The organism is Streptomyces atratus (genome assembly GCF_014648655.1).
Lineage (GTDB): Bacteria > Actinomycetota > Actinomycetes > Streptomycetales > Streptomycetaceae > Streptomyces > Streptomyces atratus.
In genome coordinates this window covers 112,436-125,930 of sequence record NZ_BMRN01000010.1, presented here as the reverse complement: position 1 = coordinate 125,930, position 13,495 = coordinate 112,436, and the positions used below count along the sequence as shown (strand labels likewise).

General features: G+C 69.6%; 12 protein-coding genes, 1 tRNA gene and 1 pseudogene. 10 read left to right on the top strand and 4 right to left on the bottom strand.

The window, feature by feature from the left end; genetic code table 11:
- Window positions 1-309: 309 nt before the first annotated feature.
- The gene (locus IEZ15_RS19140; protein ID WP_229845966.1) at window positions 310-1,848 is read right to left on the bottom strand and encodes a potassium/proton antiporter; all 1,539 of its coding nucleotides are present in this window, start codon (window positions 1,846-1,848) and stop codon (window positions 310-312) included.
- Window positions 1,849-2,137: 289 nt separating this feature from the next.
- On the opposite strand from IEZ15_RS19140, the gene IEZ15_RS19135 reads away from it, so the two are divergent.
- Entirely contained in the window at window positions 2,138-4,888 is a 2,751-nt protein-coding gene (locus IEZ15_RS19135; RefSeq protein WP_189278341.1) for a penicillin acylase family protein, read from the top strand.
- On the opposite strand, the gene IEZ15_RS19130 is transcribed toward IEZ15_RS19135, so the two are convergent.
- A complete protein-coding gene (locus IEZ15_RS19130) occupies window positions 4,878-5,465 on the bottom strand; it encodes a 5-formyltetrahydrofolate cyclo-ligase (RefSeq protein WP_189278338.1) in 588 nt (195 codons plus the stop codon). The genes IEZ15_RS19135 and IEZ15_RS19130 overlap by 11 nt on opposite strands.
- 106 nt (window positions 5,466-5,571) lie before the next feature.
- Here IEZ15_RS19130 and galU point away from each other — a divergent pair, with 106 nt between their 5' ends.
- The 7 genes from galU (at window position 5,572) to IEZ15_RS19095 (ending at window position 11,095) form a co-directional block, all read left to right on the top strand.
- Complete coding sequence (gene galU / locus IEZ15_RS19125) at window positions 5,572-6,474, top strand: UTP--glucose-1-phosphate uridylyltransferase GalU (RefSeq protein WP_114249083.1); 903 nt, start codon at window positions 5,572-5,574, stop codon at window positions 6,472-6,474.
- A gap of 4 nt (window positions 6,475-6,478) precedes the next feature.
- Window positions 6,479-7,789 carry a molybdotransferase-like divisome protein Glp gene (glp, locus tag IEZ15_RS19120; protein WP_189278336.1) on the top strand — a complete coding sequence of 437 codons (1,311 nt, stop codon included), beginning with the start codon at window positions 6,479-6,481 and terminating at the stop codon, window positions 7,787-7,789.
- Window positions 7,790-7,912: 123 nt separating this feature from the next.
- Window positions 7,913-8,413 carry a cyclic pyranopterin monophosphate synthase MoaC gene (gene moaC / locus IEZ15_RS19115; protein WP_189278334.1) on the top strand — a complete coding sequence of 167 codons (501 nt, stop codon included), beginning with the start codon at window positions 7,913-7,915 and terminating at the stop codon, window positions 8,411-8,413.
- Window positions 8,410-9,018: a MogA/MoaB family molybdenum cofactor biosynthesis protein gene (locus IEZ15_RS19110; protein ID WP_373302583.1), complete on the top strand. Its 609-nt coding sequence runs from the start codon at window positions 8,410-8,412 to the stop codon at window positions 9,016-9,018. The genes moaC and IEZ15_RS19110 overlap by 4 nt, the downstream gene beginning before the upstream one ends.
- Window positions 9,019-9,035: 17 nt before the next feature.
- On the top strand, window positions 9,036-9,647 hold the full coding sequence (locus IEZ15_RS19105) for a GNAT family N-acetyltransferase (protein ID WP_114245014.1): 612 nt from the start codon (window positions 9,036-9,038) through the stop codon (window positions 9,645-9,647).
- Window positions 9,648-9,805: 158 nt separating this feature from the next.
- Window positions 9,806-10,924, top strand: coding sequence for a divisome protein SepX/GlpR (gene sepX, locus IEZ15_RS19100; protein ID WP_114245013.1), 1,119 nt, complete (start codon window positions 9,806-9,808; stop codon window positions 10,922-10,924).
- 97 nt (window positions 10,925-11,021) lie between these two features.
- A tRNA-Ala gene (locus IEZ15_RS19095) sits at window positions 11,022-11,095 on the top strand.
- Between the two features lie 104 nt (window positions 11,096-11,199).
- On the opposite strand, the gene IEZ15_RS19090 is transcribed toward IEZ15_RS19095, so the two are convergent.
- Window positions 11,200-11,448 carry a hypothetical protein gene (locus IEZ15_RS19090; RefSeq protein ID WP_189278332.1) on the bottom strand — a complete coding sequence of 83 codons (249 nt, stop codon included), beginning with the start codon at window positions 11,446-11,448 and terminating at the stop codon, window positions 11,200-11,202.
- Here IEZ15_RS19090 and IEZ15_RS19085 point away from each other — a divergent pair.
- Both IEZ15_RS19085 and IEZ15_RS19080 read left to right on the top strand, forming a co-directional pair.
- Window positions 11,444-11,719 (top strand): annotated as a pseudogene (locus tag IEZ15_RS19085) (SAM-dependent methyltransferase); the annotation flags it as partial. The gene IEZ15_RS19090 and the pseudogene IEZ15_RS19085 overlap by 5 nt on opposite strands.
- Before the next feature lie 85 nt (window positions 11,720-11,804).
- Window positions 11,805-12,959: a serine hydrolase domain-containing protein gene (locus IEZ15_RS19080; protein WP_189278329.1), complete on the top strand. Its 1,155-nt coding sequence runs from the start codon at window positions 11,805-11,807 to the stop codon at window positions 12,957-12,959.
- A 21-nt stretch (window positions 12,960-12,980) separates the two neighbouring features.
- Here the strand turns inward: IEZ15_RS19080 and IEZ15_RS19075 are convergent, their stop codons facing one another.
- A complete protein-coding gene (locus IEZ15_RS19075; protein ID WP_114245010.1) occupies window positions 12,981-13,460 on the bottom strand; it encodes a GNAT family N-acetyltransferase in 480 nt (159 codons plus the stop codon).
- Between the last annotated feature and the right edge of the window lie 35 nt (window positions 13,461-13,495).

Here is a 13,495-nt window from a genome sequence, read left to right as displayed (position 1 = left end):
CAGGTCCGGACCGGCACAGGTGGTGCAGGCTCGTGCGGGTGCTGCCGAGAGCTGTCCTCTTCGCGCGGAACTGCGGTAGATGCCGGGCGCTCAGCAGAGGCGGAGGACGCCACGACCGCCATACGGTCGCGCCAGCTCTGCATCAGGCAGAGTTGGTCGTTCGGGTTGGTCGATCGGGTTGGCCGACCCCACTACGGAGGCCGATCAGGTTTCCTTCATGATACAGGTGGACGTCCTTGCACACCTCTGATTGTGCGCAAGGAGCCCACCCCCGCCTCGGATCGACAGCGCGCAGCCCTCGCGATCCTCTCAGCGATGCGTTTTCGGCCCGTCGGCCCTCCCCAGCTTCTTCGCGGCCTTCAGCGCGTGCGCAACGTCATGTGCCACGTGAGGCCCTGCAAGGCTCTTGCCACCGCTGCCGCTCGTCCCGAGCCAGCCCGCGAGCTTGCCGCCCTCGCCGACCGCGCGCAGCCGCTCCTCCGCCGCGTCGCGCACCGGGTCGGTGGTGACCACCAGCAGTTCGTCGCCGCGCCGCAGCACGGTCGACGGCGCCGGTACGAAGCTCTTCTGGTCCCGTACGACCAGGGTGACCGCGGCCCCGGCGGGCAGCCGCAGCTCCCCGACCTCCACGCCGTGCATCTTCGACTTCCCGGGGATCGCCACCGACAGCAGATGGCCGCGCAGCCGCTCCAGCGGCGCCGACTCGATGCCCAGGTCGGCGGCCTCGGCCGGATCGTCGGCGATCTTCAGGGCCTTCGCCATCCAGGGCAGGGTCGGTCCCTGGATGAGGGTGTACACCACGACGAGCACGAAGACGATGTTGAAGACCCGGGTGGAGCCCTCGACTCCGGACACCATCGGAATGGTCGCCAGGATGATGGGTACGGCGCCGCGCAGCCCCGCCCAGGACATGAACGCCTTCTCCTGCCAGGGCAGCCGGAACGGCGCCAGCGAGATGAAGACCTCCAGCGGACGTGCCACCACGGTCAGTACCAGTCCCACGATGACCGCGGGCCAGAAGTCGTCGTACAGATCGTGCGGGGTGACCAGGAGTCCGAGCAGCACGAACATGCCGATCTGGGCCAGCCAGCCGAGCCCGTCGGCGAAGCCGCGGGTGGCGGGCCAGTGCGGCAGTTTGGCGTTGCCGAGGATCATCGCGGCCAGATAGACGGCGAGGAAGCCGCTGCCGTGGGCCAGGGCGCCCGCCGCGTACGCGGACACCGCGATCGCCATCACGGCGATCGGATACAGACCGGACGCGGGCAGTGCCACATGACGCAGTCCGAACGAGCCGAGCCAGCCGACGGCGAGACCGACGGCCGCACCGATCGCGAGCTCCAGGGCTATCTCGCCGACCAGTACATACCAGCTCTCCACCGGTCCCCTGGTGGAGAAGGCCACCACGAGGATCACGACGGGCGCGTCGTTGAAGCCGGACTCGGCCTCCAGTACCCCGGTGACCCGAGCGGGCAGCGGCACCTTGCGCAGCACGGAGAAGACCGCGGCGGCGTCCGTCGACGAGACGACCGCGCCGATGATCAGCGACTGCCGCCAGTCCAGGCCGACCAGGTAGTGTGCCCCGGCCGCGGTGACGCCGACGCTCACAGCGACGCCGACGATCGAGAGCATCGCGGCAGCCGGCAGTGCGGGTTTGATCTCTTTCCACTTCGTGCCCAGGCCGCCCTCGGCGAGGATCACGACAAGTGCGGCATAGCCGATCACCTGAGTCAGTTCCGCATTGTTGAACTTGACGTCGAAGATGCCGTCCTGCCCTATGGCGATCCCGATGCCGAGGTACAGGAGCAGGCTGGGGAGCCCGCTGCGGGACGAGATGCGCACCGCCGCCACGGCGACGAGCAGGACGAGTGAGCAGACGAGCAGGAGTTCGTTGAGCGTGTGGACAGTCAGTGGCCGTTCCTTCCCTGCGTACGCCTGCCGAATTCGACCCTCGGCATCGGCCGTTGGCGGCCCATACTTCGTTACCTTACCTAATCTTTAACGCTTTCTTGACGCGCTCGATCATTCGTACGATCGCTGCGCAATTCGAGCCATGCCGATGCCGCGTCAGAGCCGTGCAGGCGCTGCGCCTATGGTTGCTCCTGCACTCCCAGGACCACCTGCCCCTCGAAGGACAGCGATGCCCGCCAACACAACCGCCTCTTCCGGCACCACCGGTTCCGCCGGTGCGAAGACCGGCAGGAAGAAGGGGCGACGTGCCCGCCTGATCGTGATCGTTCTGGTGCTGGCGCTTGTCGCGGGTATCGGCTACGGCGCGTTCTGGTCCGTATCGACCGTGCGGGCCTCGTACCCGCAGACGACCGGTTCCATCAAGCTCGACGGCCTCGACGGCAACGTCGACGTCAAGCGCGACAGCTACGGAATCCCGCAGCTGTACGCGGACTCCGATGCCGACCTCTTCCGCGCCCAGGGCTTCGTGCAGGCGCAGGACCGCTTCTGGGAGATGGACGTCCGCCGCCACATGACGGCGGGCAGGCTCTCCGAGATGTTCGGCTCCGGACAGGTCGAGACGGACTCCTTCCTGCGCACGCTCGGCTGGCGCAAGATCGCACAGGAGGAGTACGACAACGTCCTGTCCACGGACACCAAGAAGAATCTCCAGGCGTACGCGGACGGCGTGAACGCCTACCTCAAGGGGCGCGACGGCAAGGACATCTCCGTCGAGTACGCCGCCCTCGGCCTCACCAACGACTACAAGCCGGCCGAGTGGACCCCGGTCGACTCGGTCGCCTGGCTCAAGGCGATGGCCTGGGACCTGCGCGGCAACATGCAGGAAGAGATCGACCGCTCGCTGATGACCAGCAGGCTCGACGCGAAGCAGATCGAGGACCTCTACCCGCCCTACCCGTACAAGAAGCACAAGCCGATCGTCGACGGGGGCGCGATCTCCTCGGTCACCGGGAAGTTCGACCCGGACGCGACGCCGTCGTCGTCCGGCCTCGGCTCGGACACCGTGCAGGGCGCCACCGAGGGCGTGAACACCCAGCTCTCCTCGCTCTCCGACACGCTCGACCAGATCCCGGCGCTGCTCGGCCCGAACGGCAACGGCATCGGGTCCAACTCCTGGGTGGTCTCCGGCAAATACACGACGACCACTAAGCCGCTGCTCGCCAACGACCCGCACCTGGCGCCGCAGCTGCCCTCGCTCTGGTACCAGATGGGGCTGCACTGCCGCGAGATCACGGCGAAGTGCCAGTACGACACCGCCGGCTACACCTTCTCCGGCATGCCCGGCGTGATAATCGGCCACAACCAGGACATCGCCTGGGGCTTCACCAACCTCGGGGCGGACGTCACCGACCTCTTCCTGGAGAAGGTCTCCACCGACGGCTATCTCTACGACGGCAAGGTCAAGCCGTTCACCGTCCGCAAGGAGACCATCAAGGTCGCGGGCGGCAAGAGCCGGGAGATCACCATCCGCGAGACCAACAACGGTCCGCTGGTCTCCGACCGCAGCAGCGAGCTGGAGAAGGTCGGCCAGAAGGCCCCCGTCGCCAACGCGGCTCCGGACCGGGCCGACGGCTACGCGGTCGCCCTGAAGTGGACCGCGCTGGAACCCGGCAAGTCCATGGACGCGGTCTTCGAGCTCAACCGGGCCAAGGACTTCAAGAGCTTCCAGGCGGCGGCCGAGCACTTCGAGGTTCCCTCGCAGAACCTCATCTACGCCGACACCAAGGGCAACATCGGCTATCAGGCCCCCGGGAAGATTCCGGTCCGCGTCCAGGGCGACGGAACGATGCCCAGCCCCGGCTGGTCCTCGGCGTACGGCTGGAAGAAGGACCCGGTCCCGTTCGACGAGCTGCCCTACGAGTACAACCCGAAGCGCGGCTACATCGTCACCGCCAACCAGGCCGTCGTCGGCGAGGACTATCCCAACCTCCTCACCGAGGACTGGGGCTACGGCACCCGCAGCCAGCGGATCAGCGACCTCATCGAGGCGAAGATCAAGGACGGCGGGAAGATCTCGACCGAAGACATGCAGAAGATGCAGATGGACAACACCAGCGAGATCGCCGCGCTGCTGGTGCCCGAGCTGATGAAGATCAATGTCTCGGACAAGAGCGTTCGCGAGGCACAGAAGCTCCTGGAGGGCTGGGACTACACCCAGGAGCCCGACTCGGCTGCGGCCGCGTACTTCAACGCGGTCTGGCGCAACATCCTCAAGCTGGCCTTCGGCGACAAGCTGCCCAAGGAGCTGCGGGTCAAGGGCGAGTGCCTCAATGTGCCCCGGGCCGACACCTCCGGCCCGGTCGACGAGCAGCACAAGCTGGTGCGCGAGTGCGGCCGGCGCGATGCGGACACGGCGCAGCCGGACGGCGGTGACCGCTGGTACCAGGTCGTCGCCGACCTGATGGACGACCGGAACAGTGACTGGTGGAAGTCGCCGGCGAGCGGCCGGGACGAGGCGACCGACAACCGGGACGAACTCTTCGCCCGTGCCATGGAGGACGCCCGCTGGGAGCTGACCGCCAAGCTCGGCAAGGACATCAGCACCTGGAGCTGGGGCCGGCTGCACCAGCTGACCCTGAAGAACCAGACCCTCGGCACCGAGGGCCCCGGTCTGCTCCAGCGGATCCTCAACCGCGGCCCGTGGGACCTCGGCGGCGGCGAGGCCGCGGTGAACGCCACCGGCTGGAACGCGGCGGGCGGCTACGACGTCGTCTGGGTTCCGTCGATGCGGATGGTCGTCAACGTGGGGGACTGGGACAAGTCCCGCTGGATCAACCTCACCGGCGCTTCCGGGCACGCGTTCAGCGCGCACTACACCGATCAGACCGACAAGTGGGTCAACGGTGAGCTGCTCGACTGGTCCTTCGGGACGAACGCCGTCGCCAAGTCGACGACCGACACCCTGACCCTCAAACCGTAGGGCCCATCCGGCGGATCACGGCAGGCGTCACCACCACGTCGACGGGGTGGTCGTGCGGTTCCTCAGGGACCTGCGCGACCACCTCGTCGTCGTAGAGCAGGACGACCAGCGCCGGATGCGCCCCCGCCGCGGCGAGCCGGGCCAGCACCCGGTCGTAACTGCCGCCGCCACGACCGAGCCGCATGCCGCGCGCGTCCACCGCGAGGCCCGGCAGCAGGACCGCGTCGGCGTCCAGGACCGCGTCGGGGCCGAGGCGCTCCCCGTCCGGCTCCAGGAGCCCACGGCCGGCCCGGACCAGACGATCGGCTCCTTCGTACGGCGCCCAGTCCAGATCGTTGTCCGCGAGGAGCACCGGCAGCAGCACCCGTACGCCCCGCTCACGCAGCGCGTCCAGCAGGGCGCGGGTGCCCGGCTCGCTCCCCACCGAGACGTAGGCGGCGACGGTGCGCGCCCCGGAGAGCTCCGGAAGACTCAATGCGCCCCGGGACAGAACCGTCGCGGCGTTTTCCACGTCTTCCCTGGTCAGAAGGCGCCGCGCGGCCAGCAGTTTGCGTCTGAGAAGCGTCTTTTGGGACATGTCGGTGTTCAACGGGCACCTTTGAATCTCTTGTATGCACATATAGGCGTACAAAGTTAACCGGAGTCTCATCTTCCGCCCATACGCGCCGGTTATGGTTCTGCGCATGACTCAGTCGCACCCCAGGATCAGCAAGGCTGTCATCCCGGCCGCAGGCCTCGGTACCCGCTTCCTGCCGGCCACCAAAGCCACTCCCAAGGAGATGCTGCCTGTCGTCGACAAGCCTGCGATCCAGTACGTCGTCGAGGAAGCGGTGACCGCCGGCCTCTCCGACGTCCTGATGATCACCGGCCGCAACAAGCGCCCCCTCGAGGACCACTTCGACCGCAATTACGAACTGGAGTCCGCGCTCACCCGCAAGGGAGATGCCGAACGGCTCCAGAAGGTGCAGGAGTCGAGCGACCTGGCCACCATGCACTACGTCCGGCAGGGCGACCCGCGCGGTCTCGGCCACGCCGTGCTGTGCGCCGCACCGCACGTCGGCGACCAGCCGTTCGCGGTCCTCCTCGGCGACGACCTGATCGACCCGCGCGACCCGCTGCTGGCCCGCATGGTCGACATCCAGGAGCGCGAGGGCGGCAGTGTCATCGCGCTGATGGAGGTCGCGCCGGAGCAGATCCACATGTATGGCTGCGCGGCCGTCGAGCCCACCGCCCAGGGCGATGTGGTGCGCGTCACCGGCCTGGTCGAGAAGCCCGACACGGCCGAGGCGCCCAGCAACCTCGCCATCATCGGCCGCTATGTCCTGGACCCGGCCGTCTTCGACATACTGCGTAAGACCGAGCCGGGCCGCGGCGGCGAGATCCAGCTCACCGACGCCCTTCAACTCCTCGCCGAGGACGAGAAGATCGGCGGTCCCGTGCACGGCGTCGTCTTCAAGGGGCGCCGCTATGACACCGGTGACCGGGGCGATTATCTCCGTGCCATTGTCAGACTCGCGTGCGAACGTGAAGACCTGGGCCCGGACTTCCGGACCTGGCTCCGCAGTTACGTCACCGAGGAGATGTAGCACTTTGAGCAAGACGATCTGGTCGGTGGACGAGCATCTGGCAGACATTCTCGGCGCAGTGCGACCGCTCGAACCCATCGAGCTGCAACTGCACGACGCGCAGGGCTGCGTCCTCGTCGAGGACGTCATCGTGCAGATCGCCCTGCCGCCCTTCGACAACAGCTCGATGGACGGGTACGCGGTCCGTGTGGCCGATGTCGAGGGCGCGGACGAGGAGTTCCCCGCGGTGCTCACCGTCATCGGTGACATCGCGGCGGGCAGCGACGGGCTGCCCGGTGACCGGAGCGTCGGCCCGGGCGAGGCCGCCCGCATCATGACCGGCGCCCCGCTGCCGGCCGGCGCCGAGGCCGTGATCCCGGTCGAGTGGACCGACGGCGGGACGGGCGGCGGCCCCGCCGACACCATGCGTGCCCACCGCGCCGCCCCCGAGGGCGCGGGCGGCGAGGTCCGCGTGCACCGCCCCGTCGAGGCTCGCGCCCATGTCAGGGCCCGTGGCAGCGACGTCAAGCCGGGCGATCTGGCCCTGCGCGCCGGATCGGTGATCGGACCGCCGCAGATCGGGCTGCTCGCCGCGATCGGCCGCTCGACGGTGAAGGTACGGCCCCGGCCGCGCGTCGTCGTCATCTCGACCGGCAGCGAACTGGTGCAGCCCGGCGAGGAGCTGACCGGCGGCCGGATCTACGACTCGAACAGCTTCGCGCTCACGGCCGCCGCCCGGGACGCCGGAGCGATCGCCTACCGGGTCGGCGCCGTCACCGACGACGCCGACACGCTCCGCGCCACGATCGAGGACCAGCTGATCCGCGCCGACATCGTCGTCACCACCGGAGGCGTCAGCGTCGGCGCGTACGACGTCGTCAAGGAAGCCCTGTCGTCGGTGGGCGACGAGGACGAGCCCGGCAGCGGCATCGACTTCCGCAAGCTCGCCATGCAGCCCGGCAAGCCGCAGGGCTTCGGCTGGATCGGCCCCGAACACACGCCACTGCTGGCGCTCCCGGGCAACCCCGTCTCGTCGTACGTCTCCTTCGAGCTGTTCGTACGCCCCGCGATCCGCGCCCTGATGGGGCTTCAGGACGTGAACCGCCCCACCGTCCGGGCCAAGCTGAACACCGACAAGGCACTCACCTCGCCGTCCGGCAGGCGCCAGTTCCTGCGCGGTACGTACGACGCGGAGGCAGGCACCGTCACCCCCGTCGGCGGCTCCGGATCGCATCTGATCGCCGCTCTCGCCCAGGCGGATGCGCTGATCGTGCTGCCCGAGGACGTCATCTCCGCCGAGCCCGGCGCGGACACCGAGGTGATCCTGCTCCGCTGATCCCCGGGCGGTGGCGGTACGGTATCTGCCGCTGTGCCTTCCCGGGGACACCCCCGGGCCCCGGGCCCGCACCCCGGTGCGGGCCGAGCGGGCAACCGGCGCCCTACCGCGAGGCGGAGTTAGTTGAGTACGCAGAACAGGCTGACGCACATCGACGAGGCGGGCGCGGCCCGTATGGTCGACGTCTCGGAGAAGGACGTCACCGCGCGGGTGGCCCGCGCGAGCGGCCGGGTCCTCGTCTCGCCGCGCGTCGTCGAGCTGCTCCGCGGCGAAGGAGTCCCCAAGGGCGACGCCCTCGCCACCGCCCGCATCGCCGGAATCATGGGCGCCAAACGCACCCCCGAACTGATCCCGCTCTGCCACCCGCTCGCCGTCTCGGGCGTAGAGGTCGGCCTGAGCGTCGCCGACGACGCGGTGGAGATCACCGCCACGGTGAAGACCACCGACCGCACCGGCGTCGAGATGGAGGCCCTGACCGCCGTCTCGGTCGCCGCGCTCACCGTGATCGACATGATCAAGGCGGTCGACAAGGCGGCGGTCATCACGGACGTACGGGTCGAGTCGAAGTCGGGCGGCAAGTCCGGCGAGTACCGGCGCACCGCACCGGATGGAGCCGACGCATGACCGCGCCCGGCGCGGTGCCCCCCGGCGGGCCGGACGAGGACGCGGCGTCCAGAACCGGGCAGTCCGGTGACGGCCGGCAGGCCGAGCCTCCGCTCGGCGGCGCACTGACCGCCCCGTACGCCGCTCTCGTCGTCACCGCATCGAACCGGGCCTTTGCCGGGGTCTACGCGGACAAGGGCGGCCCCTTGATCTCCGAGGCGCTCACGCAGCTCGGTTTCGCCGTCGACGGCCCCCGGGTCGTGCCCGACGGCGACCCGGTCGAACAGGCGCTGCGCGACGGGGTGGCCGCCGGGTACGACGTCATCGTCACGACCGGCGGTACGGGCATCTCGCCCACCGACCGCACCCCCGACGCCACCCGCCGCGTCCTCGACCACGAGATCCCCGGCATCCCCGAGGCGATCCGTGCCGAAGGCCGCGACAAGGTGCCCACCGCCGCGCTCTCCCGTGGCCTCGCGGGTGTCGCCGGCCACACACTCATCGTGAACCTGCCGGGCTCCACCGGCGGGGTGCGTGACGGCCTCGCCGTCCTCGCACGTCTTCTGGTGCACGCCGTCGACCAGCTTCGCGGCGGCGATCACCCCCGACCCGGGAGCCCGAGCTGAACGTCCCGACCTGGCCGGTGGTCCTCAACGACGGCGAGATCACCCTCCGTCCGGTGAAGATGCGCGACCAGCGCATGTGGCGCGAGGTCAACCGACGCAACCGTGAGTGGCTGCGCCCCTGGGAGGCGACCGTGCCGCCGCCCGCCCCGGGCGGCCCGGTGGCCCAGCGCCCCACCTACCGCCAGATGGTCCGTCATCTGCGCTCCGAGGCCGCCGCCGGCCGGATGCTGCCCTTCGCCATCGAGTACGAGGGCCGTCTGGTCGGTCAGCTGACGGTCGCCGGGATCACCTGGGGCTCGATGTGTTCGGGTCACATCGGCTACTGGGTCGACCAGGACGTCGCGGGCCGCGGTGTGATGCCGACCGCGGTCGCCCTCGCGGTCGACCACTGCTTCCGCAGGGTCGGACTGCACCGCATCGAGGTGTGCATTCGGCCGGAGAACGGGCCCAGCAGAAGGGTCGTCGAGAAACTGGGGTTCCGCGAGGAAGGTCTGCGTCCGCGCTATCTCCACATCGACGGTGCCTGGCGGGACCATCTGATCTACGCGCTCACTGCGGAGGAAGTACCCGACGGGCTGCTCCGGCGCTGGCACCAGGCACGACCCGGAACGCCACGGGAAATAAAATAAGTGTTCGATATTGATCGGCATGTGACGGCAAACGAACGCGCAAACACCCACTGCTGATCTGAACAATCACAAAAAAAGTCCTTGATATCAGCCGGATCGTGCGACACACCGGGCCAATTGGCGGATGCCCCCGCGCAAACCCCTCTACGGTGTGAGACGTGAGCAGCAGCGGCCTCATCTACGCAGTCATCGTCGGGGCCTGGGCCGCCTACTTGGTGCCGATGTGGCTCCGCAGGCAGGACGAGCTCAATGAAGCCCGTCCGACGGAACGCTTCAGCACCGCCATCCGGCTGCTGTCCGGACGGGCGGCCATGGAGCGCCGGTATGCCAAGGAGCTGCGGGAGCGCAGCACCGAGGAGGCGGGGCCCGACGCCGACCCGGACGTCGTCACGGACCGAATGGATTCCGTGGACGTCCGGGCCTTCGCCGCGCCTGAGGCGCATACCGAAGCCCGGGTGTACGACCCGGCGCGCCCGGGCCGGGAACGCCCCGAACCCGGTGCCGCGCGGCGCGCGCGCCCGCGCACCGGCGGGACGGACGCCGAGCGCGTCCGGCGCGCCCAGCGACTCCAGGTCCTCGCGCGCCGTCGGCGTACCACCGTCGTCCTCTTCCTCGCCTTCACCCTCGGCGCGGTCGTTGCGGCGGTCGGCGGCCTCGGCTTCCTCTGGGCACCCGCGGTTCCGGCGGTGCTGCTGAGCACGTACATCGTGCATCTGCGCGCCCAGGAGCGACGCCGGTTCGCCTTCACCATGGACCGGCGCCGGGCCGAAGTGGCGGCGCAGCATCTGCGCGAAAGCCGTTCCCGCAGGCACCAGCCGGCCGCGGCGGCCCCCGCCGAGGCCGACGAGGAGCCCGAAGGGCGCCGCCCCGAGCCCGAGCCCGAGCCCGCACCGGTGGTCTCCCCGCAGGAGGCCGGCCGCCGCGCCCTGGTCGAGCAGACGGACCATGCGGAATGGGTCGACCAGCAGCGCGAACGCGGCCGGGTCCAGGGCGACAGCTGGGAGCCGGTCCCGGTCCCCCTGCCGACGTACGTCACCGCGCCGGTCGCCCCGCGCGCCACGGGCGGCGTCGAGGTCGGCAACCCGGAGACCTGGAGCGCGGCCCGCTCCAGCACCGCCGAGCCCACCCAGACGGGCACCTCGCACCCCGTGGCACCCCCCGTCGACCCGGCGCCGCGCCAGCGCACCAGCCAGTCCCGCCGCACCCGCGACCGCGGCCGGACCCCGCTCTTCGACCAGTACGAGGACGGGGAACGCCCCCGTGCCGCCAACGAGTGAGCCCCTTCGGGCCCTGCTGCGACACCGACTCGGTTGACCAGCGCGGACCGGATTTCCGAGCACCCCCGCGGGGGTGCTAAAGTTTCACTCGTTGCAAGGGCCTGTGGCGCAGTCTGGTAGCGCACCTCGTTCGCATCGAGGGGGTCTGGGGTTCAAATCCCCACAGGTCCACCGCACACACAAGATCCCGTCCGATCGAAAGATCGGGCGGGATCTTGTCGTTCCGGGCCCGCCTTTCGCGACGGACCCATGAGGGGAAGGGTCCTCACGGACCGTCAATGGCGGCGAGCGGCCCACAGCCAGGTGACATCGATCAACGTGATCGCGCCCCGGATCCAGCAGATGGCGGCAACGCCGGGTGGTGCGAGCGCCGTTGCGAGGGCACCGAGTGCGACCGTGCCCAGCACCACCCGGGCACCGCGCCCAGCGGCCAGGGACTCGCGCAGCGGTCCTGGTTCCGCCAGTCGGTCGGACAGGTAGGCATCGAACGCCTCCGCGACCTGGTCGTCGATCTCGTCCCGCACCCTGGTCGACGCCCTGCCCGCGGGCAGCTTCCTGGTGCTCTCTTACGGCACGGCCGACCGGCATCCCGAGCTCCAGCAGGAGACCGAGACCGCGTACAGGAAGGGGGCGATTCCACTGCGGATGCGTACCCGAAGCGAGGTCGGGCCCTTCTTCGACGGCCTGGGCCTCGTCGAGCCCGGGTTGGTGTTCGCCACGGAGTGGTACCAGCAGGAGCCCGCACCGGTGCGGGAACGCAGCGGCTTCTACGTGGGTGTCGGGCGGGTGTGCTGAGCCGGAGGGAGTGACGTCCGGGACCGATGAGTCCGGGGCGGTGCGGCAGTCCTGCTTCCGAGCGCACTGGCGAGAGGGTGGACCGATGAGCAATCTGCACGACCTCCTGGAGAAGCATGTCGGCGGTGGGGCGGCGCCGGGAGCCGTGGGCCTGGTCGCCCATGGTGACCGGGTCGAGGTGACGGCGGTCGGCTCCGCCGATGCGGACGGCACGGCCCCGATGGCCAGGGACTCGATCTTCCGCATCGCATCCATCACCAAGCCCGTCATCGCCGCGGCCGTCATGATGCTGGTCGAGGACGGCCGGATCGCACTGGACGACCCGGTCGGGCAATGGCTGCCGGAACTGGCGGCACCGAAGGTGGTCCGCACCCCGGCCTCCCCGGTCGACGACGTGGTCCCGGCTGCCAGAGCGATCACGGTGGCCGACCTGCTCACCTTCCGGGCCGGGTGCGGATTCCCGTCCGACTTCTCGCTGCCGGTGGTCGGACTGCTGTTCAGCGAGCTGAAACAAGGACCGCCGCAGCCCCGGTTCATCGAGGCGCCGGACGCGTGGATGGCCACCCTGTCGCGCATTCCGCTGCTGCACCAGCCGGGCGAGGCCTGGCTGTACAACACCTGCTCCGACATCCTGGGCGTGCTGATCGCCAGGGTCTCGGGCCGTCCGCTGCCCGAGTTCCTGGCCGAGCGACTGTTCGCGCCGCTGGGTATGGCCGACACCGGATTCGCGGTACCGGCCGACAAGCTCGACCGGTTCACCAGCTACTACCGGACCGACCCGGAGGGCGGCGGCGGTCTCCAACTGGTCGATGCGCCCGACGGGCAGTGGAGCAGCGTGCCGGTGTTTCCGTCCGGTGCCGGCGGGCTGGTCTCGACCGTGGACGACTGGTACTCCTTCGCCCGGATGCTGCTCGCCGAGGGCAGTGCCGACGGACGGCGGCTGTTGTCGGCCGAGTCGGTGCGGCAGATGACCACCGACCATCTGACGCAGGCGCAGCGTGACGACAGCACGCTGTTCCTGGAGGGGCAGGGCTGGGGCTTCGGCGGCTCGGTCGATGTCGAGGCCATCGACCCCTGGAACGTACCGGGACGCTACGGCTGGGTGGGCGGCACCGGAACGGCGGCGCACCTCACCCCGTCCACCGGCACGGTCACCGTCCTGCTCACTCAGCTGGAAATGGCCGGACCGACCCCGCCCGCGGTGATGCGGGAGTTCTGGCGGTACGCGGCCGGGGCCTGAGGCCCGGGGCGGTGAGACCTGCTACCGCAGCGGTTTCGCGAGGCAGATGCTGTTCTCGTACGTGCGGTAGTGGCCGAATTTCTCGCATGGGGTGTAACCGCTGGACGTGTACAGCGCGATCGCCTCGGGCTGCTTGTCCCCGGTCTCCAGCACCATGCGACCACGGCCCGCCGCCCGCGCGTCGGCCTCCAGGGCGGCCAGGATGCGGCGCGCCAGCCCGTTGCCGCGGCCCTCGGGTATCACGAACATCCGCTTGATCTCGGCGTCGCCGTCGGAGTAGCCCTCGTCGTTCTGTTCCTGGGAGCGCCAGCCGCCGGTGGCGACCGGGCGGTCCTGCGCGTCGTAGGCGAGGAGATACAGACCGTTCGGCGGCTCGAACATCGACGCGTCGAGCGGTGTGACGTCGCCCTCGTCGCCGTATCGCTCGGCGTACTCGAGCTGCACCTGGTCGTTGAGTTTGACGGCATCGGCGTGATCGAAGGACCGAGGATGGATATTCATGCGAGCAATGGTACAGATATGCGTCCACTGGATGT